Source organism: Dactylosporangium sp. NPDC006015 (assembly GCF_040614215.1).
GTDB classification, from domain to species: Bacteria; Actinomycetota; Actinomycetes; order Mycobacteriales; family Micromonosporaceae; genus Dactylosporangium; species Dactylosporangium maewongense.
In genome coordinates this window covers 361,278-384,869 of record NZ_JBEXUD010000002.1, presented here as the reverse complement: position 1 = coordinate 384,869, position 23,592 = coordinate 361,278, and the positions used below count along the sequence as shown (strand labels likewise).

Annotated in this window: 22 protein-coding genes; 12 read left to right on the top strand and 10 right to left on the bottom strand. The window is 70.9% G+C overall.

The window, feature by feature from the left end:
- Positions 1 to 4: 4 nt before the first annotated feature.
- Positions 5 to 2,008: a hypothetical protein gene (locus tag ABZ321_RS04795; protein WP_354889408.1), complete on the bottom strand. Its 2,004-nt coding sequence runs from the start codon at positions 2,006 to 2,008 to the stop codon at positions 5 to 7.
- A gap of 65 nt (positions 2,009 to 2,073) precedes the next feature.
- On the opposite strand from ABZ321_RS04795, the gene ABZ321_RS04790 reads away from it, so the two are divergent.
- The gene (locus ABZ321_RS04790; protein WP_354889406.1) at positions 2,074 to 2,838 is read left to right on the top strand and encodes a type III pantothenate kinase; all 765 of its coding nucleotides are present in this window, start codon (positions 2,074 to 2,076) and stop codon (positions 2,836 to 2,838) included.
- Here the strand turns inward: ABZ321_RS04790 and ABZ321_RS04785 are convergent.
- Positions 2,835 to 3,536, bottom strand: a complete 702-nt coding sequence (locus ABZ321_RS04785) for a class I SAM-dependent methyltransferase (protein ID WP_344509119.1) — start codon at positions 3,534 to 3,536, stop codon at positions 2,835 to 2,837. The genes ABZ321_RS04790 and ABZ321_RS04785 overlap by 4 nt on opposite strands.
- A 509-nt stretch (positions 3,537 to 4,045) precedes the next feature.
- On the opposite strand from ABZ321_RS04785, the gene ABZ321_RS04780 reads away from it, so the two are divergent.
- Both ABZ321_RS04780 and ABZ321_RS04775 read left to right on the top strand, forming a co-directional pair.
- Positions 4,046 to 4,402, top strand: a complete 357-nt coding sequence (locus tag ABZ321_RS04780; protein ID WP_033363218.1) for an Lsr2 family protein — start codon at positions 4,046 to 4,048, stop codon at positions 4,400 to 4,402.
- Between the two features lie 397 nt (positions 4,403 to 4,799).
- Positions 4,800 to 7,337, top strand: coding sequence for an ATP-dependent Clp protease ATP-binding subunit (locus tag ABZ321_RS04775; protein WP_344509121.1), 2,538 nt, complete (start codon positions 4,800 to 4,802; stop codon positions 7,335 to 7,337).
- A gap of 219 nt (positions 7,338 to 7,556) precedes the next feature.
- Here the strand turns inward: ABZ321_RS04775 and ABZ321_RS04770 are convergent, their stop codons facing one another.
- Complete coding sequence (locus tag ABZ321_RS04770) at positions 7,557 to 7,724, bottom strand: hypothetical protein (RefSeq protein ID WP_344509123.1); 168 nt, start codon at positions 7,722 to 7,724, stop codon at positions 7,557 to 7,559.
- Between the two features lie 264 nt (positions 7,725 to 7,988).
- On the opposite strand from ABZ321_RS04770, the gene ABZ321_RS04765 reads away from it, so the two are divergent.
- A complete protein-coding gene (locus ABZ321_RS04765; RefSeq protein ID WP_354889403.1) occupies positions 7,989 to 9,047 on the top strand; it encodes a hypothetical protein in 1,059 nt (352 codons plus the stop codon).
- Here ABZ321_RS04765 and ABZ321_RS04760 read toward each other — a convergent pair.
- Positions 9,035 to 9,931 (bottom strand): polysaccharide deacetylase family protein, encoded by an 897-nt coding sequence (locus ABZ321_RS04760; protein WP_344509127.1) that lies wholly within the window; start codon positions 9,929 to 9,931, stop codon positions 9,035 to 9,037. The genes ABZ321_RS04765 and ABZ321_RS04760 overlap by 13 nt on opposite strands.
- An 83-nt stretch (positions 9,932 to 10,014) precedes the next feature.
- Entirely contained in the window at positions 10,015 to 10,887 is an 873-nt protein-coding gene (locus ABZ321_RS04755) for an A/G-specific adenine glycosylase (protein WP_354889704.1), read from the bottom strand.
- A 17-nt stretch (positions 10,888 to 10,904) separates the two neighbouring features.
- On the opposite strand from ABZ321_RS04755, the gene ABZ321_RS04750 reads away from it, so the two are divergent.
- From ABZ321_RS04750 to ABZ321_RS04740, 3 genes are read left to right on the top strand one after another with little or no spacing between them, the layout of a single operon-like run.
- Positions 10,905 to 11,417 carry an ACT domain-containing protein gene (locus tag ABZ321_RS04750; protein ID WP_344509131.1) on the top strand — a complete coding sequence of 171 codons (513 nt, stop codon included), beginning with the start codon at positions 10,905 to 10,907 and terminating at the stop codon, positions 11,415 to 11,417.
- The gene (locus ABZ321_RS04745) at positions 11,414 to 11,917 is read left to right on the top strand and encodes a peptide deformylase (RefSeq protein ID WP_354889402.1); all 504 of its coding nucleotides are present in this window, start codon (positions 11,414 to 11,416) and stop codon (positions 11,915 to 11,917) included. Before ABZ321_RS04750 ends, ABZ321_RS04745 begins: the two co-directional genes overlap by 4 nt.
- A 60-nt stretch (positions 11,918 to 11,977) precedes the next feature.
- Positions 11,978 to 12,637 carry a hypothetical protein gene (locus tag ABZ321_RS04740; RefSeq protein ID WP_354889400.1) on the top strand — a complete coding sequence of 220 codons (660 nt, stop codon included), beginning with the start codon at positions 11,978 to 11,980 and terminating at the stop codon, positions 12,635 to 12,637.
- Between the two features lie 10 nt (positions 12,638 to 12,647).
- Here the strand turns inward: ABZ321_RS04740 and disA are convergent, their stop codons facing one another.
- Entirely contained in the window at positions 12,648 to 13,769 is a 1,122-nt protein-coding gene (disA, locus tag ABZ321_RS04735; protein ID WP_344509373.1) for a DNA integrity scanning diadenylate cyclase DisA, read from the bottom strand.
- 133 nt (positions 13,770 to 13,902) lie between these two features.
- On the opposite strand from disA, the gene ABZ321_RS04730 reads away from it, so the two are divergent.
- A complete protein-coding gene (locus ABZ321_RS04730; RefSeq protein ID WP_344509135.1) occupies positions 13,903 to 14,484 on the top strand; it encodes a hypothetical protein in 582 nt (193 codons plus the stop codon).
- Positions 14,485 to 16,209: 1,725 nt separating this feature from the next.
- On the opposite strand, the gene radA is transcribed toward ABZ321_RS04730, so the two are convergent.
- From radA to ABZ321_RS04715, 3 genes are all read right to left on the bottom strand, one after another.
- Positions 16,210 to 17,619, bottom strand: a complete 1,410-nt coding sequence (gene radA, locus ABZ321_RS04725) for a DNA repair protein RadA (RefSeq protein ID WP_344509137.1) — start codon at positions 17,617 to 17,619, stop codon at positions 16,210 to 16,212.
- 35 nt (positions 17,620 to 17,654) lie between these two features.
- On the bottom strand, positions 17,655 to 18,395 hold the full coding sequence (locus ABZ321_RS04720) for a hypothetical protein (protein ID WP_354889397.1): 741 nt from the start codon (positions 18,393 to 18,395) through the stop codon (positions 17,655 to 17,657).
- Between the two features lie 86 nt (positions 18,396 to 18,481).
- A complete protein-coding gene (locus tag ABZ321_RS04715) occupies positions 18,482 to 19,339 on the bottom strand; it encodes a UbiA family prenyltransferase (protein WP_344509374.1) in 858 nt (285 codons plus the stop codon).
- A gap of 9 nt (positions 19,340 to 19,348) precedes the next feature.
- Between ABZ321_RS04715 and ABZ321_RS04710 the strand changes: the two genes are divergently transcribed.
- Entirely contained in the window at positions 19,349 to 20,059 is a 711-nt protein-coding gene (locus ABZ321_RS04710) for a methyltransferase domain-containing protein (protein WP_354889395.1), read from the top strand.
- 20 nt (positions 20,060 to 20,079) lie between these two features.
- Positions 20,080 to 21,096: a type III polyketide synthase gene (locus tag ABZ321_RS04705; RefSeq protein WP_354889393.1), complete on the top strand. Its 1,017-nt coding sequence runs from the start codon at positions 20,080 to 20,082 to the stop codon at positions 21,094 to 21,096.
- 32 nt (positions 21,097 to 21,128) lie between these two features.
- On the opposite strand, the gene ABZ321_RS04700 is transcribed toward ABZ321_RS04705, so the two are convergent.
- The gene (locus ABZ321_RS04700; RefSeq protein WP_354889391.1) at positions 21,129 to 21,668 is read right to left on the bottom strand and encodes a hypothetical protein; all 540 of its coding nucleotides are present in this window, start codon (positions 21,666 to 21,668) and stop codon (positions 21,129 to 21,131) included.
- A gap of 609 nt (positions 21,669 to 22,277) precedes the next feature.
- On the opposite strand from ABZ321_RS04700, the gene ABZ321_RS04695 reads away from it, so the two are divergent.
- Complete coding sequence (locus ABZ321_RS04695; RefSeq protein WP_033363204.1) at positions 22,278 to 22,763, top strand: CarD family transcriptional regulator; 486 nt, start codon at positions 22,278 to 22,280, stop codon at positions 22,761 to 22,763.
- Between the two features lie 39 nt (positions 22,764 to 22,802).
- Positions 22,803 to 23,591: a 2-C-methyl-D-erythritol 4-phosphate cytidylyltransferase gene (ispD, locus tag ABZ321_RS04690; RefSeq protein WP_354889389.1), complete on the top strand. Its 789-nt coding sequence runs from the start codon at positions 22,803 to 22,805 to the stop codon at positions 23,589 to 23,591.
- Position 23,592 lies beyond the last annotated feature (1 nt).

Below are 23,592 nucleotides of genomic sequence, written 5' to 3'. Positions count from 1 at the left end.
GCCCCTACGCGGGGAACGCGACGGCGACCAGCGCGGAGAACCGCTGGACCTTCCACGCCGGCGGGACCACCGCGGCGCAGCGCTCGACGCCGGAGACGCACACGATCGCCTGCACCGACGAGACCGGTGCGGGCGGGGCGGACGGGATCACCGACTCGACCGCGACCAGCTCGACGTCCGGCAGGGAGATCTGCAGCGGGTACTCCCACAGGTCCCCGTCCATGACCAGGCCGACCCGCCGGACGCCGCTGGCCTTGATCGCGTCGATCGCCTGCTGGTACGGCACCGCCTGGTCGGGCAGCCGGACGAAGCGCTCCTGCCAGTCGGTGAGGGTGAAGACGGAGCCCTGGCCGACGAGGCGGCGGGGCTGCCCGTACGCGACGGAGATCCCACCGGCCGCGAACGCCGCCGCCATGACGACGACGAGCGCGGCCGCGGTGGCGCGGTGGGTGCGCAGGCGGTCGGCCCAGTAGCCGGCGAGCGGCGCGCCGAGCGCGAACGCGGGCAGGATCAGCCGGTTGCCCCAGTCCTGCCACTTGACGACCGCGGCGGTCATGACGAACGCGCCGAGCACCATGACCGCGTAGCCCCTCAGCAGCGGGGGCAGCCGCCGCCAGACCAGCGTGACGACGAGGGCGCTCAGGATCAGCGCGGACTGGACGGGGTACGGCGAGCGGTCCTCGTCCGGCTTCCAGCGCGTGCCGGGGAAGACGCTCCGCCACTGGGTGATCTTCGGGTCGTTGGGGTTGACGCCCACGACGTCCGCGACGGCGATGACGGCGTCGCTGACCACGCCGTTGACCGCCGGGAACGGTGTGGTGAGCGTGGAGGCGGCCAGGCGCAGGCCGTTGACCAGCACGGCCGGCGGGTCCTTGCGCTCCGTGGACAGCGAGGCGCTGTAGCCGGGCGGCCCGAGCGGCGAGCCGAACGCGTCGTTGACGCGCAGCATGGCCGGCCCGGCGAGCACGACCATGCCGGCGACGATCGCCAGGCCGGCGCCGGCGGTGCGCAGCCACTGCCCGGTCCGGCCGCCCGCCCTGTCTGAAAGCCCGTCCGAAAGCCCGCCTGAAGGCCCGTCTGAAGGCCCGTCTGAGGGCCCGTCTGAGGGCACGGGAGCCTCGGACGTCACCGCGGACCGCGCCGGCCGGAGACGGAGCTGGCAGATGCCCCAGAAGACGAGGATCGGGGCGAGCGGCATGAGGCCGGTCGACTTGGTGACGGCGGTGAGGCCGGCGACCGTGGCGAGGGTCAGGACGTCGCCGGCGGTGGCGACCCGGCGGGCGCCGTCGAGCGCGAGGCTGGCGGCGCAGGCGACCCACGCGGTGACGACGAGGTCGTTCTGGGTGCTGGTGGCCTCCAGGGCGACCGCCGGGGCGGTGAGCAGGACGGCGGCGGCGATGAGCTGGCCGAGGCGGCCGACGCCGAGCTGGGCGGCGCAGCGGGAGACGGCGACGGCGGCCAGCAGCGACACGCCCCACTGCAGCAGGTTGTACAGCGAGTCGTCCCCGGTCAGCAGCCGAGCCTGCAGCAGCAGGTACTCCGCGCCCGGGACCAGGATGATCTGCTGGTTCTGGACCGTGGCGTAGGGGGCCAGGTCGCCGTCGGCGATCCAGTGCTCGATCTTCGTGAGGTGATAGTGGTTCGAGTCGTAGTTGTTCGGCGAGTGGGCCAGCGCGAGGACCAGCTCAGCCAGTACCAACGCCGCAAACGCTGACAGCAGCACCTTGTCCCAGTTTCGCAGGACAAGGTGGGGGACGTGCAGGTGGCGCCTGGCGAAGAAGGCCGACACGCCGGCGAAGAGCACCCAGTAGACGATCACCGGCCAGGTCGTGATCAACCCCGCGAGCGACAGCAGCTCGACGAAGACGACCGTGACGCCCGCCACCGTGGCCGCCGCGCGGATGACCGCCTGGCGGGCGTCCAGACTGCCCGGACGCAGCGCGAACGCGGTGAACACCAGCGCCGCCAGCGGGAGGAGCGCGAGCAGCGTGCGGGCCGTCGGCATCATGGGAACCGGATCGTAGATGACCAGGCTCACCCCGCCGCTGGCGGGCCTTTCGTTAGGCTCACCACGTGCTGCTGTGCATCGACATCGGAAACACCAACACGGTGCTCGCCACGTTCGAGGGCGAGAAGCTGGTCCACTCGTGGCGGATCAAGACCGACGCGAGGGCCACCGCCGACGAGCTCGGCCTGCTCTACCGGGGGCTGCTCGCCACCGACGCCGTGTCGCTGACCGGCATCGCGGCCTGCTCGACCGTCCCCGCGGCCCTGCGCTCCCTGCGCACGATGCTGCAGCGGTACTACCTGGGCGTCCCGACCGTGATCGTCGAGCCGGGCGTGCGGACGGGTGTCCAGCTGGCGATCGACAACCCGAAGGAGGTCGGCACCGACCGGGTCGCGAACACCCTGGCCGCCTTCACGCTCTTCGGCGGCCCGTCGATCGTCGTGGACTTCGGCACGTCGACCAACTTCGACGTCGTCTCCGCCCGCGGGGAGTTCCTCGGCGGCGTGCTGGCGCCCGGCATCGAGATCTCCGTGGACGCCCTCGCGGCCCGCGCCGCCCAACTGCGCAAGGTGGAGCTGGTCAAGCCGCCGCGGGTGATCGGCAAGAACACGGTCGAGTGCCTGCAGTCCGGCGTCGTCTACGGCTTCGCCGGGCAGGTCGACGGCATCGTGCGGGGCGTCACCGCGGAGCTGGGCGTCCCGGTGAAGGCGGTCGTCGCGACCGGTGGCCTGGCCCCGATCGTGATCGGCGAGTCCGCCACGGTCACGCACCACGAGCCGATGCTCACCCTGATCGGGCTGCGACTGATCTTCGACCGCAACCGCGGTTAGCGTTTGCGGCCGATGTACGCGTAGGTCACGTACGGCAGTTCGAACTCCTCGGTCCGCGGCAGCACCTCCAGCAGCTGCTCCTCGAGCCGTCGCCGCGCCTCGTCGCCCGAGACCAGGTAGTAGCTGCGGGACTTGACCAGCTCCAGGAACGACTCCCTCGTGTGGGTGGCGCTCCACTCGAACGTCCCCCGCTCCACTGGGCCGAAGAGGGGGCCGAAGTCCTGCACGGCCGTCTCGTCGAACGCGTCGCGCTCGCGGGCGCCGTCGAAGAGGGTGGAGGACTCGGCGACCCAGGGGACGCGCTCGTCGCGGATGTTCCAGATCGGGACGAAGCGGCCGCCGGGCCGGAGGACGCGGGCGATCTCGGCGTGCGCCGGCTCGCCGTAGAACCAGTGGTAGGCCTGCCCGGCGGTGACGACGTCGACGGACGCGTCCGGCAGGGGGATGTGGGTGGCGTCACCCTTGCGGGCTTCCCCGGGGATCTTGGCGCGCATCTTGTCGTCCGGCTCGACGGCGATGGTGTGATGGCCCAGGTCGCGGAGCTGGCGGGTCAGGATGCCGGTGCCCGCACCAAGATCGCAGATTTCGGATTTTTCCGGTATCGCCCATTGCAGGGCCTCGCGCGGGTACCGGGGGCGGATGCGGTCGTACAGGTCGGCGGCCGCTCCGAACGAGGAGGCATGTGCTGCGAAATCCACGCCGCCAAAAGTACCGAATCCGAAGTTGCGAGGTCGCGCCGTAAAACGCGGAATTGGCCGGCCGGGCACGCATGGCTCTCTCTGGGCGGCTGTTGGCCTCTGCTACCTGCAGCCGCCATGTTGCAGTTGTGCAAGGTGGTGCTGCACCTGCCATTCGTCACGCATAGCAATGCGACGGACACGGATTTGCGTCGGCGTATCGCCCTATCCGATTCCGAGGCCCTGTCTTCCTTGCCTGCGGCCCTGGCTGCGGTGTGCGTGCCGGGTGCGGATGCCTGATCGGGAACTAACCGCGCGTGATGGAGTACGGAATGCCACCGGCGGCAGGCGTGTGATGGGAATCGATCGCGTTGGCGTGCGGCCCGTCGCGCCCGGCATTCGGGAAACGCGGTGTCTTTCCGCTGGTGCGGTAGCGGTAGTTTCGGCGTACCGTTGACGAAGCGGACCCTGATTGCGTTATCTTTGCATTCGCACAACGCGGGGTGAGCTTCCTCGAAGGGAATACGACAGTGGCCAAGCGGACCATCCACGTGCTGGTCGACGACATCGACGGCGGGGACGCCGACGAGACCGTGAAGTTCGCGCTGGACGGCGTTCAGTATGAGATCGACCTCTCGAAGAAGAACGCGACGAAGCTGCGTGACGCGTTCGGGCCGTTCCTCGGTGCGGCGACCAAGGTCGGCCGGGGTGGCGTCGTGGTCGGAGGGCGCGCCGCCAGTGCCCGCGGCCGCGGTGGGGCAGCCGCCGATCGCGAGCAGAACAAGGCGATTCGGGAATGGGCTCAGAACAAGGGCATCAAGGTCTCCGACCGGGGCCGCATCAAGCAGGAAATCGTGGACCGCTACAACGCCGAGGCCGGCCGTTAGCGCTCGTTGACCGGTTTCGGCCTGAGCGGTCGTTTTGGGGTTCTTTCAGCGCCTTTCACCCATCGTAGCCAACTTGCTACGGTGGGTGACTTGCATGGTGCGTCGATTTCGCTCTTGGCGTACGGGCTCGCCAGCAGGAACACGGCGACGGATGCTCGCGTTGAGCAAAAGCGCCGGGTACACGCGTCCCCGGCGGGTAGACAAGTACCACGCAACGACTCCGACATGGTCCGATGGTGGGGTGCGGCAATGGCGCACACCCGCAATGTGTCGGCCTACGGCGATAGAGTGATGGCACGGTCACGTTGGCGTCCGACAGAGCTTCGGCGTGGCGACCCCCTCGAGGGGTTCCGCGGCAGGGGCGGCGGCGACGGACACGGCACGTGAAGGAGCAGGGATGTTCGAGCGGTTCACCGACCGAGCACGACGGGTTGTCGTCCTGGCGCAGGAAGAAGCCCGGATGCTCAACCACAACTACATCGGCACCGAGCACATCCTGCTCGGCCTCATCCACGAGGGTGAGGGCGTGGCGGCCAAGGCGCTCGAGAGCCTCGGCATCTCGCTGGAGGGAGTCCGCCAGCAGGTCGAGGAGATCATCGGCCAGGGGCAGCAGGCGCCGAGCGGGCACATTCCGTTCACGCCACGAGCCAAGAAGGTGCTGGAGCTGTCCCTGCGCGAGGCGCTGCAGCTCGGGCACAACTACATCGGCACGGAGCACATCCTGCTGGGTCTGATCCGCGAGGGTGAGGGCGTGGCCGCCCAGGTCCTCGTGAAGCTCGGCGCCGACCTCAACCGGGTCCGCCAGCAGGTCATCCAGCTGCTCTCCGGCTACCAGGGCAAGGAGCCGGCCGCCGCCGGCACCGGTGCCCCCGGCGAGGCTGCTCCGTCGACCAGCCTGGTGCTCGACCAGTTCGGTCGAAACCTCACCCAGGCCGCCCGCGAGGGCAAGCTCGACCCGGTCATCGGGCGCGAGAAGGAAATCGAGCGGGTCATGCAGGTCCTGTCCCGCCGCACCAAGAACAACCCGGTGCTGATCGGCGAGCCGGGCGTCGGCAAGACCGCCGTGGTCGAGGGCTTGTCCCAGCGGATCATCAAGGGCGAGGTGCCCGAGACGCTCAAGGACAAGCAGCTCTACACGCTCGACCTCGGTGCCCTCGTCGCCGGTTCGCGCTACCGCGGTGACTTCGAGGAGCGCCTGAAGAAGGTGCTCAAGGAGATCCGCACCCGCGGCGACATCATCCTGTTCATCGACGAGATCCACACGCTCGTCGGTGCGGGTGCCGCCGAGGGCGCGATCGACGCCGCGTCGATCCTCAAGCCGATGCTGGCCCGTGGTGAGCTCCAGACCATCGGCGCCACCACCCTCGACGAATACCGCAAGCACCTCGAGAAGGACGCCGCGCTTGAGCGCCGCTTCCAGCCGATCCAGGTGGGTGAGCCGTCGCTGGCGCACACCATCGAGATCCTCAAGGGCCTGCGCGACCGCTACGAGGCGCACCACCGGGTGACGATCACCGACGCCGCCCTGGTGGCCGCCGCGACGCTGGCCGACCGCTACATCTCCGACCGCTTCCTGCCGGACAAGGCGATCGACCTGATCGACGAGGCCGGCGCGCGGATGCGCATCCGCCGGATGACCGCGCCGCCAGACCTGCGCGACTTCGACGAGCGCATCGCCCAGGTGCGCCGCGACAAGGAGTCCGCGATCGACGCGCAGGACTTCGAGCGGGCCGCGCAGCTGCGCGACAAGGAGAAGCAGCTGCTCGGGCAGAAGGCGCAGCGCGAGAAGGAGTGGAAGGCCGGCGACCTCGACGTCGTGTCCGAGGTCGACGACGAGCAGATCGCCGAGGTCCTGGCGAACTGGACCGGCATCCCGGTCTACAAGCTGACCGAGGAGGAGACGGCCCGCCTCCTGCGCATGGAGGACGAGCTGCACAAGCGCCTCGTCGGCCAGGACGACGCGGTCAAGGCGGTCTCGAAGGCCATCCGGCGCACCCGGGCCGGCCTGAAGGACCCGAAGCGCCCCTCCGGCTCGTTCATCTTCGCCGGCCCGTCCGGCGTCGGGAAGACGGAGCTGTCCAAGGCGCTCGCCGAGTTCCTCTTCGGCTCCGAGGACGCGCTGATCCAGCTCGACATGTCCGAGTTCCACGACCGCTACACGGTGTCGCGCCTCGTCGGTGCGCCTCCCGGGTATGTCGGTTACGACGAGGGCGGCCAGCTGACCGAGAAGGTCCGCCGCCGGCCGTTCTCGGTGGTCCTCTTCGACGAGATCGAGAAGGCCCACCCGGACGTCTTCAACACGCTCCTGCAGATCCTGGAGGACGGCCGTCTCACCGACGGTCAGGGCCGCATCGTGGACTTCAAGAACACGGTGATCATCCTGACCACCAACCTGGGCACCCGTGACGTGGCCAAGGCCGTGTCCCTGGGCTTCCAGGCGTCGGAGGACAACGAGTCCAACTACGAGCGCATGAAGATCAAGGTCAACGACGAGCTGAAGCAGCACTTCCGCCCGGAGTTCCTCAACCGCATCGACGACACGATCGTCTTCCACCAGCTCATGCAGGACCAGATCCTGGGCATCGTCGACCTGATGATCGCCCGCATCGAGTCCCAGCTGCGCAACAAGGACATGGGCCTCGAGCTGACCGACAACGCCAAGAAGTTCCTGGCGAACAAGGGCTATGACCCGGTCCTGGGGGCCCGGCCGCTGCGCCGGACCATCCAGCGCGAGATCGAGGACTCGCTCTCCGAGCGCATCCTGTTCAACGAGCTCCGCCCGGGCCAGATCGTCGTCATCGACTGCGAAGGCGACCCGGCCCAGTTCGAGAAGGCCAAGCTGGTCTTCAACGGCGCCGACCGCCCGGGCGCAGTCCCGGACGCCGTCCCCGCCGAGCTGACCAAGGGCGGCTCCGCCGAGGAGTCCGCAGCCTGACCCGGCACCACGCGAAAGGCCCCCGTCCACTCAGGACGGGGGCCTTTCCCGTTTCGTGCGGTTCCGTTCTTGCGACCACCGCTCTCCCGCCGGCGCCGTTGTCGTGCAGTTTGTTCAGCCACGCACCGCCGTCCACCTCGCGTGCTGACCACTTCCTACTGGAACCTTGGCATTCCACCGCGACCGAATTCGTGCGGTGTTCTCTTTGAACCAGCGCCATCAGGCAAAGTTCGTCGCGCATTCCGGCTGCGCCCAGCGCGCCGGCGTCCAGCGGATGTGGTGATCGAAGGACGAAACCGGTCGTGATGGCAGCCAGATCCGTCCTTCGATCAAATTCAACGGTGTGGCGTCCGCCGGTGCGGTGGCCAGATCCGTCCGTCTTTCCATCAACCCCCCACATTGCGGGGTCGTCAGCGGCGTGATCGAAGGAGAGGACTGGTCGTGGGGGCAGCCAGATCCGTCCTTCGACCAACTCAATCGTGCGGTGGGCGAAGGAGGGCCGGTCTTGGTGGCGGCACGATCCGGGCATTGATTGTCGGTGGCGTCGTGGGGGCATGTTGCGGGGATGGTTCACGCGGCTGGGTGGGGTTGGTGGCGAAGAGTGACATGTCGAGGGTTCGTGGGGGCGGTCGGCGGGTTACGTTGCCTGGCGTGAGTGGGTGGTGGCGGGACTTCGGGGCGGCGCGCTTCGGGCGGCCGGTCGCGCCGCGGCCGATCGTCCGGACGGGGTTGCTCGCGCGGCTCGACAGGGCGTTCGACGAACCAGGCCGGGAGCAGGCCCACCGAGCTGCCGACCGGGACGCCGGCCTCGCGCCGGACCGGGAGCGGCCACGCCGACCTGCCGACCCGGACGCCGGTCTCGCGCCGGAGCGGTCTGGCACGTTGCCCGGGCAGGGGCTGAGTGAGAGGGCCGAGGCGGGGCAGGAGGCTGGGAGCGACAGGGCGGCAGGGGCGCCGGTGGTTGTGGTGGTGGCGGGGAGCGGGGCGGGGAAGAGCATCCTGCTGGGGCAGTGGGCCGAGCGGCGGGGGGCGGTGCTCGTACAGGCGGAAGAACTGCCGGCTGAGGTGCCTCCGGGTGCCCTCGTCGTGGTTGACGGGGTGGAGCGGCTTGAGGTCGGGGGTGCTGGGTGGGGGTGGGTGGTCGCGCGGGTCGGGGTGGTGCCGTTGGTGCTCAGTGGCAGGGAGCCGATTCCGGTGGCCGCGGTGGACCGGTTGGGGGCGGGGCACCTGGCGTTCGGCGAGGATGAGACGTATCAGGCGCTGGCGGCGGCGCTGGCGGATGCGGCGGGGGCCGACAGGCTGGCGCCTGACCTGCATCTGTTGACGGGGGGATGGCCCGGGCTCGTCGGGCTGGCGGCGGCGTGGCTGGCGCGGGTGCCGCAGGCGGAGCGGGCGGGCAGCCTGCGGCAGCTGGCGCGGGTCGACGGGGGGCTGCAGGAGCATCTCGTCGGCGCGCTGGTCGGGGTGCTGGACGCGGGGGAGCGGGAGCTCGTGCGGCGGCTCGCGTACCTGCCGGCGGTGGACGCCGGGCGGGCGGATGTCCTGGGGCTGGCGGAGGAGTGGGGCGCGGTGCCGCCGCTCGTGGTGCCGGCCCGTGCGGAGAAGGAGGCTTTCGTAGTACCGGAGCCGCTGCGGAAAACGATCCAGCAGCGGCTGCCGCTCGCTGAGGCCGAACGGCAGGCGCTGCTGGAGGCGTTTCAGGGAATGTAGTCCTCCAGCAGGGCCGGGGTGAGGCCGGCGGCCTTGATGGCCTGGAGGGCGGCGATGAAGTCGTCGACGAACCGGTCGCGGAAGTGCATCAGGATGATGTCGCCGCGCTGGACCGTGTTGCCCTGCTGGTAGCGGACGATGCCCTTGTCGACGGTTTCCTTCCAGAAGAAGGCGGCGTGCATGCCGCAGTCGTGGGAGGCCTTCAGCGTCGTGTCGTCCTTCTCGCCGTACGGCGGGCGGAAGAGGACCGGGCGGCGGCCGTACCAGTTGCCGAGCTTGTCCGCGGAGTCGCAGATCTCCTTGCGCTGGACGTTGTACGACTTGCCGCGCAGGCTCTGGTGGGTGACCGTGTGCGCCTCGATGACGGCGCCGGCGTCCTGGAGGCGCTTGAAGTACTGCGGGTCGTTCCTGATCGCGTCGATCATGAGGAACAGCGTGACGGGCACGCCGGCCTGCTTGATCAGGTCGAGGGCCTCGGGGCGCTTGACCTGGCCGTCGTCGATGGTGATGAACGCGACGGGCTGGTCGGTCGGGATGCGGGAGTAGTACGCCGCGAGGTTGCCCTCCGGCAGGTGGACCTTGTCGGCCTTCGGGGCGCGGTCGAACTTCGGCAGCCGGTCACCGTAGTTGACGCCGGCGGGTGGTGCCGCCGCGGTGGTGGTGGCCTGCGTCTTCGAGGGCTTCGCGGCGGGCGAGGCCGACGGCGGGGCCGCTTCGGACGAGGCCGGCGACGCCGCGACGGCGCTGGAGGCGACCGCCGGCGGCGGGGCGGCGGTGTCCGTCCACTTCGGATGGTCAGGCTTCGACGCGGCACAGCCCGCGAGCGTCGCGACGGCGAGGACCGCCGCGGCGATCCGGCGTGCCCTGAGGCGAGGGATGAGCACGCCGTGAGCCTATCCATGCGGGCACGTGAGGGGAGTCCCGAAAAGTGTGGGAAAAACCAGCTGAACCGGCTGCAACCCTCGCCTCACCCGGGCAGCGTGAACGTCCCACCCCGCTCGCGGACCAGCCCGTCCTCGATCAGCCCGGCCAGCGCCCGGCCGCGCTGCACCTCGTCGTCCCAGACGAGGTCGAGCCGCGCCGCGGGCACCGGGTCGTCGCTGGCGCGCAGCACGGCGAGCAGAAGGCCCCGCACATGGCGGTCGGTTCCGTGGTACCGCTGGGTGCGCCGGCTCGGGCCAGTGGACGCCGGCGCCCCGGCGATGCGCCAGGCACAGACGCCGGCCATCGGGCACTGCTCGCAGCGTGGTGCGCGGGCGGTGCAGATCACGGCGCCGAGCTCCATGAACGCGACCGAGGCGCGGGCCGCCGCCTCGTGGTCCTCGGGCAGCAGCACCTCGACGGCGCGCAGGTCGGCGGGGGTGGTGGCCGGTCCGCCGTCGGCGACGCCGTCGACGATCCGCGCGACGACCCGGCGGACGTTGGTGTCCACGACCGGGTGGCGCTGGCGGAACGCGAACGCGGCGACCGCCCGGGCCGTGTACATGCCGATGCCGGGCAGCGCGAGCAGCGCGTCGACGTCGTCGGGGACGACACCGTCGTGCCGCTCCACGATCGCCACCGCGCACGCGTGCAGGCGCAGGGCGCGGCGCGGGTAGCCGAGGCGGTCCCACGCGCGGATGGCCTCGCCGGGCGGGTCGGCGGCCAGATGGGCGGGCGTCGGCCAGCGCTCCATCCAGCGGCGCCAGGCGGGGTCCACCCGGGACACCTGGGTCTGCTGGAGCATGACCTCGCTGACCAGCACGCCCCACGGCGTCGCGTCGGGCTGCCGCCAGGGGAGGTCCCGGGCGTTGGCGTCGTACCAACTGGTGACGGTCTGTGAGAGGGCGATGGAGGCGATAAGGAAGGATAAGCCAGGTGAACGAGTACGCCGTCACCGTCATCGGCCATGACCGCCCCGGCATCATCGCCGACGTCGCGGAGATCCTCGCCGGTCTGGGCCTCAACCTCACCGACTCGACGATGACCCGCCTGCGCGGGCACTTCGCGATGACCCTGGTCTGCGCCGGGTCCGTGTCCGCCGCCGAGGTCGAGTCGGCGCTCGCGCCGCTGACCGCCGGCCGGACGCTGCTGGTCACCGTCCGCGAGGTGGGCCAGGACCTGGTCGACGAGCCTTCGGGCGCGCACTACGTGCTGACCGTCCACGGCGCGGACAAGCTGGGGATCGTGGCGGCGCTCTGCCGTACCGTGGCGGCGGCGGGCGGCAACATCACCGACCTGACCACCCGTCTGGCCGGCAACCTCTACGTGGTCGTGGCCGAGGTCGACGCGCCCGGGCCGATGGCGGAGCTGGCCGAGGCGATCGAGCGGGTCGCCGGCGAGCTCGGGGTCGAGGCGACGCTGCGCGCGGGCGAAGCGGACCTGATGTGACCGTCCTGCAGGTCGTCCAGGCCCCCGCGGAGGTGCTGGGCTCGGCCGGCGTGGCCGTGGACCCGTGCGCCGACGACATCGTCAAGCTCGCGGCCGACCTCGTCGACACGATGCGGGTGTCGCCCGGCTGCGTCGGGCTCGCCGCGCCGCAGGTCGGCGTCGGCGCGCAGGTCTTCGCCGTCGACGTCACCGGCCACCCGAAGGCCCGCACCGTGCACGGCACGCTGGTGCTGTGCAACGCGCGGGTCGTCGAGGCCTCGCAGTGGCAGAAGGGCCGCGAGGGCTGCATGTCGGTGCCCGACCTCACCGGCGACGTGAAGCGCGCCAACCGGCTCGTCGTCGCCGGCCAGATCCCCGGAACGGGTGACGAGATCGAGATCACTACGGATGCGTTCGAGGCGAGGGCTTTACAGCACGAGATCGATCATTGCACTGGGTTACTGTTCCTTGATCGTGTTGCCGGCGCGCATGCCGTATACGCCCGCAAGGTCTATCTCTGAGCGGTCTACACGGCGCGCCGCCCCGTTCGCCATCCGTTCCCTCGATACGGTGAGTGCATCATGAAGCTGACGGTTGGCCCGCTTCCCGCTGGCGTTTACTGGCGGCGTCGCGCCATCCTCGGCGGGGCGCTGCTCATCGTGGTGCTCATGCTGTGGGTGCAGTGCTCCGGACCGGACCCGAAGCGAACCCCGGCATCGGCACAGACCAAGGCTCCGGCTTCCACGGGGCCCACCGCCACGCCTGCCGCGGCCGAGCCGACGATCCAGACTCCGACGACCGGCGACCCGGTCTCCAGCGCACCGCCTTCGAGCGCGCCCGCCGTGACGTCCACGGTGCCGGTCTGCGCCGACACGGACCTGTCGCTGGTGGCGCAGCCCGAGCAGGCGATGCAGTTCCGCGGGGCGTATCTCAAGTTCTTCCTGAAGATCAAGAACACCTCGACCCGGGAGTGCACGCGCGACGTCGGCGCCGACTATCAGGAGCTCTACCTGCAGGTCGGTGCGGTCAAGATGTGGTCGTCGGACGCCTGCGACGCCCCGAAGGGCAGCCAGCCCACGACGCTGAAGCCGGGCATCGAGGTCCAGTTCTCCACCACGTGGAACGGCAAGACCACCAAGGACGGGTGCGAGCACCGGGAGCTGCCGCCGGCCGGCAAGTATGAGCTGATGGCCCGCCTCGACACCAAGCTGAGCGCGCCGGTCCAGGTGCAGCTCACCTGAACGTAGCTGCTTAGACGTAGCGCTCCAGGATCGAGGCCTCGGCCAGGCGGCTCAGGCCCTCCCGGACGCCGCGGGCACGGGCGTCGCCGACGCCGTCGACCGCCTGTAGGTCCTCCACGGTCGCGCCGAGCAGCCGCTGCAGGCTGCCGAAGTGCTCGACCAGCCGGTCCACGACGAGCGCCGGCAGCCGCGGTACCTTGGCCAGCAACCGGAACCCACGAGGCGACACCGCGGCGTCCAGGGCGTCGCTCGCCCCCGGATAGCCCAGCGACTTCGCCACCGCGACCAGGTCGATCAGCTCCGTCGCCGTCAACGCGTCCAGCTCGTCGAGCGCGTCGTCCGACGAACGGCTGCGCCGCCCCGACGGCAGGTAGTCGCGGATCACCAGCGTCCGGTCGGCCTCCACGCCCGCCATCAGCTCCTCGAGCTGCAGCGCCAGCAGCCGCCCGTCGGTGCCGAGCTCGACCACATACCCCGCGATCTCGTCCGCGATGCGCCGCACCATCTCCAGCCGCTGCACCACCGCCACCGCGTCGCGGACCGTGACCAGGTCCTCGATCTCCAGCGCCGAGAGCGTCCCACTGACCTCGTCGAGGCGCAGCTTGTACCGCTCCAGCGTGGCGAGCGCCTGGTTCGCCTTCGACAGGATCGCGGCCGAGTCGTCCAGCACGTGCCGCTGGCCGTTCACGTACAGGCCGATGATCCGCATCGACTGGCTCACCGAGATCACCGGGAACCCCGCCTGCTTCGCCACCCGCTCGGCCGTCCGGTGCCGGGTCCCCGACTCCTCCGACGGGATGGTCGGGTCCGGCATCAGGTGCACGGCGGCCCGGACAATTCTCGTGCCGTCACTCGACAGGACGACAGCACCGTCCATCTTGCACAGCTCACGCAGCCGCGTCGCGGAGAACTCGACATCCAGCGGGAACCCGCCGGTGCAGATCTGCTCCACCACCTTGTCGTAGCCGAGGACGATCAGGGCGCCCGTGCGCCCCCGGAGGATGCGCTCCAGCCCGTCACGCAGCACCGTCCCCGGCGCCATCAGGGCGAGCGTCGCCCGCAGCGGGTCTGCGGCGGCCCAACCCCCGTTGAGGCCGGTGTGGGAACCGCCCCTGCTGGGCTCGCGGTCTATCGGCACCCGCACAGTCTACGGATGGTCGGACATCCGGTGCTGGTGCGGTATCGACCCAACCCGTAGAGTGGGCCGACCCCATCAGCCGATGGATCGAAGTTGATGTCTGCGTTCAGTCTGTGAGGTCCCACCGGTGGCCGGTCCCGAGCGGATCGAGTGGCGGCGCAGCTTCCCGTCCCGCGCACTGGTCAGCCTCGCCTGGTACGTGCTCTCCGCCGCACTCGCCGTCGGCCTCGTCCGCGGCTTCTTCGCCGACGAGCCCGACGTCCTCCCGTCAGGTGCGAACAACCCCCTCGCCGACCTTCCGATGTGGACCGTCGCCCTCGCCGCGGTCGGCGCCACCCCCTTCGTCCTCGCCGTCGTGCGCCGCCCCCGGGTCGGCGCCAACCACTTCGCCCTCACCCTGCGCCCCGGCTGGGTCCGCACGCTGGTCCTGCCGTGGTCACGCGTCGCGCAGGTGGCCCTGATGGACGTCGGCGGCGAGCGGTACCTGCTGGTCAGGCTCCGGGCCGGCCTGGACCGCACCGGCACCAACCCTGGCTGGCTCGACCAGAACGTCGTCCGCGAACTGTCGAAGACCCCGTCGAAGCGCGCCCGCGGCTTCGACGTCGCCGTCCGCCTCCGCGACTTCACCGGCACCTCCGACGGCCGGCTGGCGGCCTTGGCCGCCTTCGCCCCCGACCAGGTCCTCATCGCCAACCACCTGCCGCTGTAGCTGTATTTCCGCCCCACCGCTGTCGCGGCGGGTCCCGGCGCGGATTCTCACCCGACCGCTGTGCTTCCGCCCCACCGCTTCGCGGCGGGTCCCGGCGGGGATTCTCACCCGCACCCCAATGCGCCGCTCCGCGACGCACAGCCCGCGCTCGCGCGTGGCTGGGATCGCGCGTGCGCGCCGCAACCTGTGGCCGGCCGCCGTCCTGCCGCAGTGCCGTGAATGCGTTTGACTCGCACATCTGGCCGGGCGGCTTCCGGCACCTACGACAGACGTTGGTCAATGCCCCGCTATGTGGCATCTGCGCCATCGACGTTGCGCGATCCACTCACAAGATGATCTCTAAAGTGGAGGCAGATCGCGCAACGTCTATCCGAGCCGTCATGTACCGGAACCGCATGGGATGAGGGAGGAGCAGCGGGTTCGCCCGGACGCGCCGAGCCACCGGATGTCGACGGCCCGTGGGTCATTGGCCGAGCCGCGCGTCGCTGAACGTCTCCCGAGCCTGGCCCTTCGGGTGCGCACGGCTGGTTGGGGTGCTGCCACGTGATGTGCCGTTGGCGGTCTACAGCACTGCGCCGGTCGAGCCGCTGTGGCCCAGACGAGCGGCCGTCGTGCCGGGCAGGCTGGTGGCGGTGCCGAGCGGGTAGGCAAGGGTCGGGCGGGCTGCTGCGGGGTCGGTCGGATGGTGCCGGTGCTGGTTGAGCTGCTGTGCAGCTAAGAAGTCGGGTGGGCTGGTGCGGAGTCGGTCGAGCGGTTGCGGTGTCAGGCAGCTGGCGTAGTGCCGGGCTGGCCGGCCAGTGGGGGCGGGCGGGTCTGCCGTAGCAGTGGTCGGCCGGCTGCGGTGCTGGCTGGCCGGCTGTGATGCGGGTGGGGGCTGGTTGAGCGGCTGTCGGTCGGTCCGGGCTGGATTGGTGGGGTGGGTGGCCTGAGGGCGCGGGTGGGCTGGTGTGGAGTGGGTCGAGTGGTCGCGGTGGTGGGCAGCACGTGCAGTGGCGGGCGAGCTGTTGTGGTGCCGGGCGGTCTGGCCAGTGGGCGTGCGCGGGTCTGCCGTTGACGTGGTTAACGGGCTGCGGTGCTGGCTGCGGCGCGGCTGGGTTGGTGTGGTGCGGTGCTGGTCAGCCAGTGGGGGTGGGCAGGTCTGCCGTAGCAGTGGTCGGCCAGCTGTGGTGCCGGGCGGGTGCTGCAGAGCCGGGCGGGCTGTTGTGGTGCCGGGCGGTCTGGCCAGTGGGCGTGCGCGGGTCTGCCGTTGACGTGGTTGACGGGCTGCGGTGCTGGCTGCGGCGCGGCTGGGTTGGTGCGGGTCTGCCAGTGGGGGTGGGCGGGTCAGCCGTAGAAGTGGTCGGCCGGCTGTGGTGCCGGGCGAGATGCTGCAGAGCCGGGTGAGCTGCTGCAGTGCCGGGCGAGCTGGTGTGGAGTCGGTCGGGTGGTCGCGGTGTCAGGCGGCTGGTGCTGCTTCGGGCGGGCGACCAAGTGGGGCGGATGGGCCTGCCGTAGAAGAGGTCGACCGGCCGGCAGCGGTGCTGGCTGCGGTGCGGCTGGGCTGGTGCGGTGCGGGGCTGGTTGAGTGGCTGTGGGTCGGTCCGGGCTGGATTGGTGGGCTGGTGCGGTGTGGGTCAGGGGGCTGTGGGTGTTGGGCGGGGGCTGGCTGAGTGAGTGGCTGCGGTGGAGGTCGAGGGGGCGGTTGCGTGGGTGCGTGTCGAGCCGGGATGGGGTTGGTGGGGTGGGTCAGCGGGGGTCGGCTTCGCTGGAGGCCTTTACGGCGTAATGCAGGGCGGTGCGCACGTCGGCGACCTCCAGGACCCGCATGCCGGGTGGGGTGACGCCGGTGGCGGCGGGGCCGCAGCCGGGTGGGACGAGGGCGAAGCGGAAGCCCAGGCGGGCGGCCTCGGCGAGGCGGCGGGGGACGGCGCCGATGCGGCGGACCTCGCCGGTCAGGCCCACCTCGCCGATGACGACCAGGTCGGGGGGCATGGGGAGGTCGTGGGCGGCGGAGGCGGCGGCGAGGGCCAGGGCCAGGTCGACGGCGGGCTCGGTGACGCGGAGGCCGCCGACCGTGGCGGCATAGACCTCGCGGTCGTGGAGCTGGATCTTGGCACGCTGCTGGAGGACAGCGATGATCATGGCTAGGCGGGCGGAGTCGAGGCCGCTGACCGTGCGGCGGGGGGAGCCTGGGGTCTGGGCGCCGATCAGGGTCTGCACCTCGGTGACGAGGGCGCGGCGGCCCTCCATGGCGACGGAGACGCAGGTGCCGGAGACGGCGTCGGCATAGCGGGTGAGGAACAGGCCGCTCGGGTCGGGCAGGCTGGTGATGCCGCCCTCGTGCATCTCGAAGCAGCCGACCTCGTCGGCGGCGCCGAAGCGGTTCTTCAGGCCGCGGACCATGCGCAGCGAGGAGTGCTTGTCGCCCTCGAAGTTGAGCACGACGTCGACGAGGTGCTCCAGGACGCGGGGGCCGGCGACATTGCCGTCCTTGGTGACGTGGCCGACGAGGACGGTGGCGAGGCCGCGCTCCTTGGCGATGGCGACGAGGGCGGCGGTGACGGCGCGGACCTGGGTGACGCCGCCCGCGACGCCGTCGGTGCCGGGGGCGGAGATGGTCTGCACCGAGTCGAGGATGAGCAGCCCGGGCTTGACGGCGTCGAGGTGGCCGAAGACGGCGCCCAGGTCGCTCTCGGCGGCCAGATAGAGCCGCTCGTGGAGGGCGCCGATGCGCTCGGCGCGCAGACGGACCTGGCTCACCGACTCCTCGCCGCTGACGACGAGGGACGGGGTGTCGCTGTGCTTGGCCCACTGCTGGGCGACGTCGAGCAGGAGGGTGGACTTGCCGACCCCGGGCTCGCCGGCGAGCAGGACGACGGCGCCGGGGACGATGCCGCCGCCGAGCACCCGGTCGAACTCGGCCACGCCGGTCGGGCGGGCCTGGGCCGGCTTGGCGCTGATCTCGGCGATGGGCCGGGCCGGCTCCAGCGGGGCGCGGCTCTGGACGGAGCGCAGGGCGGTGGGGCCGAGCGCGGCCAGCGGTGAGGACTCGATGATCGAGCCCCACTCACCGCACTCGGGGCACCGCCCCATCCACTTGGCCGGCCGGTGGCCGCACACGTCGCACTGGTAGGCAGCGCCCCTCGTCTTCGTCACATCCGAAAAACTAGCCGAGGGGTACGACAGAAAAACTATTCGCCCTCGTGCCCCACGACCGAGGACGGCTTCGGCAGCGGGCTCAGCGGCACCGTCATCGGCAGCTCGCCGAGGGTGAGCTCGGTGGTGGTGCCGTCGGCATACGTGAAGGTGAACTTGACGTCCGCCAGCGCGCCTCCGGCCATCAGCACGTCGCCGGAGAGCTTCTCGACCGCGAGGTAGGTCTTGGTGCTCTGGCTCAGCGCGACGAACCCGCCGACCGGGATCTCGACGGCCATTTTCGCCGTGCCGACCGGGGCGGGCGTGGGAGGCGCCGCAGGCAACTTCGACGCAGACGCAGAGGCAGGCGCAGACGGCGACCCGGACCCGGAACGCGGCGCGGACGGCGAGGCCGAAGAAGGCGAAGGCGCGGCAGAAGTGGGCGCGGGCGCGGCAGCGGCAGGCATGGCCCCGCCGACCAGGACCACGGTGCCCGCGGCGGAGGTCACGCCGGTCAGCTTCACGGACTGCTTCGCGTTGTTGAACAGCCGCACCTCGATCGGCACGACGCTGCCGGGCTTGTACTCGTTCGAGTAGGCCACAGCGCCGTCGCGCAGCGCGATCAGGCCGTCGGTGCTGTTGGCGCTGACGCCGGGCACCGCGGCGACCTGGGTGTCGGTCTGCGTGATCTGACCGGCGCTGCAGCCCGAGAGCAGACCGACGCCGAGCGCGGCGGAAGCCAGCAGCGCGGCGCCCAGTACCGTGCGGCGGCGGGCAGCCGGAATCGTACGCGTCACCTTGGGTCCTCCATCTGGATCGGGCGGCCGACTACAGCCTAGATGCCGTTGATCGGCCGATTACGCGCACCCTGACACTGCACCGGTCATTCCAGGTTCAAGCCGCTGACCAGCAGGAATACCACATCGATCAACGCCACGGCGATGACCGACAGGAACGGGACGCGGGAGGTGGGGTCGCGGCGCATGGCGTACACGCCGAAAGACAGCGCGGTCAGAGCGACCCCGAGGGTCGGCCAGAACAGCAGCGGAGGCGGCCCCGGCGGCCCGAACGCCAGGGCCCCGGTGGCGAGCAGCAGCAGCACGGCCGCGGCGGCGAGCGAGCCGCGCCGGCCGAGCAGGTGCGGCAGGCCCCGGACGCCGGTGCGGATGTCGTCGTCCAGGTCGGGCAGCGTGTTGACGAAGTGCGCGCCGGCCCCGAGCAGGGCGCCGGCGAGCAGCAGCCACACCGGCGGGTGCAGCCCCGCACCCAGCACGACGAACGCCGGCAGGCAGCCGAACGACACCGCGTACGGCAGCACCGACACCGGCGTCGCCTTCAACGGCCAGTCGTAGAGCAGCGCGGAGACCAGCGCGACCAGGGCGACGAGTCCGGGGGTGACGCCGGACAGGAGGCCCAGCGGCAGCACGAGCAGGCCCGCCGCGACGCCGAGCGAGAGGATCGACCGGCGGGACACCACCCCGGCGGCGACCGGCTTGTCCGTGCGGCCCACCGCGGCGTCCCGCGGGGCGTCCAGGGCGTCGTTGACCCACCCGATGGAGAGCTGGCTCGCCAGTACCGCAGCAGCCGCCGCAATCACACCCGGCCAGGGTCTTCCGAGTCCGAACGACAGCAGCGCGGCGACGGCCGTGACCGCCACCGCCGGCTCCGGGTGGCTTGAGCGCAGAATCGCGCGAGCAACCGACACTCGGCAAGTGTGGCTGTCGGAGGGGTTCCGTGTCAGTCTCGATCCATGCGATCGACGCGCCGGGCGCGTAACGACCCTGGTCAGTATGACGACCTGGCCGGCGAGTGGTGGCGTCCTGGTTCGCCGCTGTCGATGCTGTACTGGCTGGCCCGCGCCCGCGCCCGGCTCATCCCGCCGGCGGAGCGCGACGGCGCCGTGCTCATCGACCTCGGGTGCGGTGGTGGGCTGCTCGCCCCGCACATCGCCGGCAAGGGTTACCAGCACGTCGGCGTCGACCTGGTCGTGTCCGGGCTGGAGCAGGCCGCGGCCCACGGCGTCCTGCCCGTGCTGGCGGACGCGCGGCGGCTGCCATTCCCCGACGGCACCGCCGACGTGGTGAGCGCGGGTGAACTGCTGGAGCATGTCCCGGACTGGCCGGCGGTGGTCGCCGAGGCGTGCCGCGTGCTGCGGCCCGGGGGCTGGCTGGTGCTCGACACGCTCGCCGACACCGCCGTGTCGCGGCTGGTCGCGGTGCGGATGGCCGAGGCGATCATTCCGGCGGTGCGGGGCATCCACGACCCGGCCCTGTTCGTCTCCCCGAGGAAGCTGCGAATCGAGTGCGCGCGCCACGGCGTGCCGCTCGCGGTGCGGGGCGTCCGGCCGACGCTGCCCGCGCTCACCCGGTGGCTCGTCACCCGCCGCAACGCTGTGCCGATCGTGCCGACGTTCACCACCGCGATCCTCTATCAGGGGCGCGGCAGAAAGGGGACCCAGTGACAGGTGCCGCGATCGCAGGCATGGGTGTGACATTCCCCGGCCCGATGCGCCAGGACGAGGTGTGGACGGGCTTCTTCGAGCGGCACTACAGCGGCCCCCGCAAGGGGTTGGCGAAGCGGATCTTCACCAACTCCGGCGTGGTCAGCCGGCACGGCGCGGTCAACCCGCTGATCGAGGACGCGTCGAACTGGTCGACCGCCAAACGCATGGGCCGCTACCTGACCGAGGCGCTGCCGCTGGGCAAGGATGCGGTCACGAGCGCGCTCGACGCCGCCGGGCTGCGACCGGACGAGATCGGGCTGTTCGTGGTGTGCTCCTGCACCGGGTACGCCACCCCCGGCCTCGACATCCTCCTCGCCCGCGACCTCGGCATGGCGCCGACGACCCAGCGCCTCTTCATCGGGCACATGGGCTGCTACGCCGCGCTGCCCGGGCTCGGCGCCGCGACCGACTTCGTGTCCGCCCGCGGCCGTCCGGCCGTGCTGCTCTGCCTCGAGCTGACCAGCCTGCACGTCCAGCCGCCCAGCGAGGATCCCCAGCAGATCGTGGCGCACGCCCTCTTCTCGGATGCGGCGGCGGCGGTGGTACTGGTGCCGCGGGCCGGACAGGAGGTCGCCGAGATCGCCGCCGTGACCGACACGGCCACGGCGGACCACATGACCTGGGACGTCACCGACCTCGGCTTCCGGATGGGGCTGTCGCCGAAGGTGCCCGACGTCCTGGCCATCTACGTCGCCGACCTGGTCGGTGACCTCCTCGCCCGGCACGGCCTGACCCTCGCCGACGTGGACGGCTGGGCGGTGCACCCGGGCGGCCCGCGCATCCTGGACGTGGTGCGCGACCAGCTCGCGCTGCCAGAGTCCGCGCTGGCCGAGTCCCGCGACACCCTCGCCGAGCACGGCAACTGCTCGTCCCCGACGGTCCTGCTCATCATCGACGCCCTGCGCCGCCGCCCCTCCGGCCCGCCGAGGAACACCGTCGCGCTCGCGTTCGGCCCGGGGCTGACGCTGTACGGGACGCTCCTGCGCGGCCTCTGACCTGATCAGGCTTTGATCAGGCCTTTTTTTGATCAGGCGGTCGGGGCCGGGACCGCGGTCGCCAGGTTGCCCAGCTCCGAGTCGAAGGCCGACGCCGCCGTCACGGAGCTGACCGCCCTGATCACGGTGCCGTCGGCGGCCACCAGCAGGGCGGCCGTGGTGCGGCTCGGGGCGAGGAACGGCACCGCGGCCCGCACGGAGCTGTTGGGGTCGGCGAGCGCCCGGACCTTCACCTTCTCGTTCAGGCCCGGCGGCAGCGTCGGGACCCGGGCCGCGACGACGACGACCGTGGCCGACGGTGCCTTGCTCGCCGCGACCGCGTCGACCGTGCCGGTGATGAGGTCCGCGCAGGTGCAGCCCTCGACCAGCAGTACAACGGCCGGGGTGAGGTCATGCAGCGGCACCGCGGCGCCGTCGGCGTCGAACAGGCTGTGCCCGGTCAGCTTCACCGCGGCGGGTGGTGACGGCGGCGCCACCTGCGGCGTGCCGTTGGGATTGCGGCGCGGCCACGCGACGGCGAACAGACTCACCAACGTCGCGATGACGGCGATCGACATGATCAGCAGCGGCACGGCGAGCCCCGGGGAATCGTCTCCCGCTCGCTGGACCGGCTCGGGCTTCAGATGCAGCCGGCGCCGCCAGCGGCGACGGATTGCGGCACGGCGGAATTGTCGACGGATCGATGATCCTTCATCGTCGAGTGCGCCCGCATCGTCGGGAATGATGATCGTGCCCCACTCAGGGGGCAGGTCGGGGAGGCCACCACCATCTTGTGGTCGCTCACCACCGCCGTTGTCGCCCCGCAGCGTGCCCATCGCTGTTCTCCTCGCACCTGCCTTAACTTTCCCTCACCTGACGCGTCGGCGCCAGAGGAGCCACCCATCGAGATGGATGAAGAGTTTCCCACGCTCCGCCGCTGGTGGCATCACGGAGAGTGGTGTCGGAACGGTGTGCCGACGCATCTGTACGTACTCGCGGCAATCAATCGGAAATGTCCCACAGGCTGCGCATTTGCGTGTGCCCAGGGTTGTTGATCCGTTACGCAGCAGGTTCCACGATTCATGTCAAGCGGGAGAAAGGGGACTCACATGTGTTCTGACCTGCGCGAATGCTGCTCTCTGGGGTGGGACGACAGCGCGTGACCGTGTTACCCTAGACACAGCGAAAGGGGTTTCGAACCTATGGTTTTCAGTGTCGGCGAGACCGTTGTCTACCCCCACCACGGGGCCGCACTCATCGAGGCAATCGAGACTCGGGTCGTCAGGGGCGAGGAGAAGCAGTATCTCGTCCTCAGGGTCGCTCAGGGTGACCTGACGGTGCGGGTGCCCGCCGAAAACGCCGAGATCGTCGGCGTGCGCGAGGTGGTTGGCGAGGAAGGCCTGACCAAGGTCTTCGACGTCCTCCGCGCTCCGCACACCGAGGAGCCGACCAACTGGTCGCGGCGTTACAAGGCGAATCTGGAGAAGTTGGCCTCCGGCAATCCGCTCAAGGTCGCAGAGGTCGTTCGTGACCTGTGGCGCCGTGACCGGGAGCGTGGTTTGTCGGCCGGCGAGAAGCGCATGCTGGCCAAGGCGCGGGACATCCTGGTCGGTGAGGTGGCGCTCGCTGAGAAGAGCACCAAGGATGAGGCCGAGACGCTGCTGGACAAGGTGCTGACCGAGGCCTGACATCTCAGCCCGGCTATCACTGAGACCGAGGACCGCGACGTGACGGCGCACCCACGCGTGCGTGGTGACGTCGCGGTCCTCGTGCCTGCTGCGGGCATGGGGGTCCGACTCGGCCCCGGCGCCCCGAAGGCACTGCGGCTCCTGCGAGGGGAGCCGCTGCTTGTGCACGCCGTTCGCCGGGTGGCAGCTGCCCCGAGCGTCGGCTGCATCGTCGTGGCCGCTCCTTCCGACGCCGTCGACGACGTCACCGCACTGCTCGGTCCACTGGTCGCTGGTCCTGTGACCACTGCGCCAATTGTCGCCAGCGAGACCTGTGGTGCGGCTGAGCCGAAGCTGGAAGCTTCCAGTGAGTCTCCGCTGCTGCCCGGGTCGCCGCTGTTGCTCGTTGTCGCTGGTGGGGCTAGCCGGCAGGCGTCGGTCGCCGCCGCGCTGGCCGCGGTCCCCGCGGAGTTCGGCATCGTGCTCGTCCACGACGCGGCGCGCGCACTGACCCCACCGGAGCTGGTGGAGACGGTCGCGGACGCGGTGCGAGGGGGGCACGGCGCCGTCATACCCGTTCTTCCTGTGGTCGACACCATCAAAGAGGTCGACAATTCCGGCATTGTCGTCGGTACCGTCGACCGCTCGGTCCTCCGTGCCGTGCAGACCCCGCAGGGTTTCCGCCGCGACGTTCTGACCAGCGCCCATGCCGCCGCCGTCGACGAGCACACCGACGACGCCGGCATGGCGGAGAAGATCGGCGTGCCCGTCCACACGGTCCCGGGCTCCGAGGCGGCCATGAAGATCACCCGGCCGTTCGACCTGGCCATCGCCGAGCTGCTGTTCTGAC